This window comes from Halorubrum tibetense (assembly GCF_042661865.1).
GTDB lineage: Archaea > Halobacteriota > Halobacteria > Halobacteriales > Haloferacaceae > Halorubrum > Halorubrum tibetense.
In genome coordinates this window covers 1-649 of the sequence record NZ_JBHSWW010000616.1, presented here as the reverse complement: position 1 = coordinate 649, position 649 = coordinate 1, and the positions used below count along the sequence as shown (strand labels likewise).

At 45.8% G+C, this 649-nt stretch carries 1 protein-coding gene; it reads left to right on the top strand.

Going from position 1 to position 649, the window contains the following annotated elements; all coding sequences use genetic code 11:
• The coding region (locus ACFQEU_RS17305) for a glycoside hydrolase family 88 protein (RefSeq protein ID WP_379784163.1) at positions 1–552 on the top strand (552 nt) is incomplete at its 5' end.
• Between the last annotated feature and the right edge of the window lie 97 nt (positions 553–649).

The following is a 649-nucleotide window of genomic DNA, read 5'->3' as shown; positions in this document are numbered from 1 at the left end:
GAAAAAGCTGCACAAAATTGGGCTGATCCAAAGACAGGTTTATCTAAATTTCACTGGAGTCGGGGCATGGGTTGGTACGCCATGGCTCTGGTCGATATGTTAGAAATATTGCCTGAAGATCAAGCTGAATTGCGTGCTATTTTGCAGCGTCAATTAACCGAGTTAGCCGTCGTCTTGGTGCGCTATCAGGATGACTCTGGCGTGTGGTATCAGATTACTGATATGCCGGATGCCACGGGTAATTATTTAGAGGCATCGGGCTCATCAATGTTTGTCTATGCCTTGGCGAAGGGGATTAATCTAGGTTTGTTACCAGAGACTTATAAAGTCGCCATGATGAATGGTTACCAAGGTATTGTGCGGGAGTTTGTCAGTCTCGATCCCGATGGCGATGTGCATTTAAACGGTATTTGTCAGGTTGCCGGTCTCGGATTCGGTCGCGATGGCAGCTACCGCTATTACCAGAGCGAGCCCATTGTTGCCGATGATATCAAGGGCTTGACGCCTTTCATTATGGCGAGTGTACAAATTAGCAAGTTACTTTCGAGGTAGAAAAATGTCTAGCATGTCCTGTGATGAACGCTTTGCGGTCCATCAAGATGATTATAAGTCTTACGATATGGCGAAATTACGTCGCCATTTTTTAGTT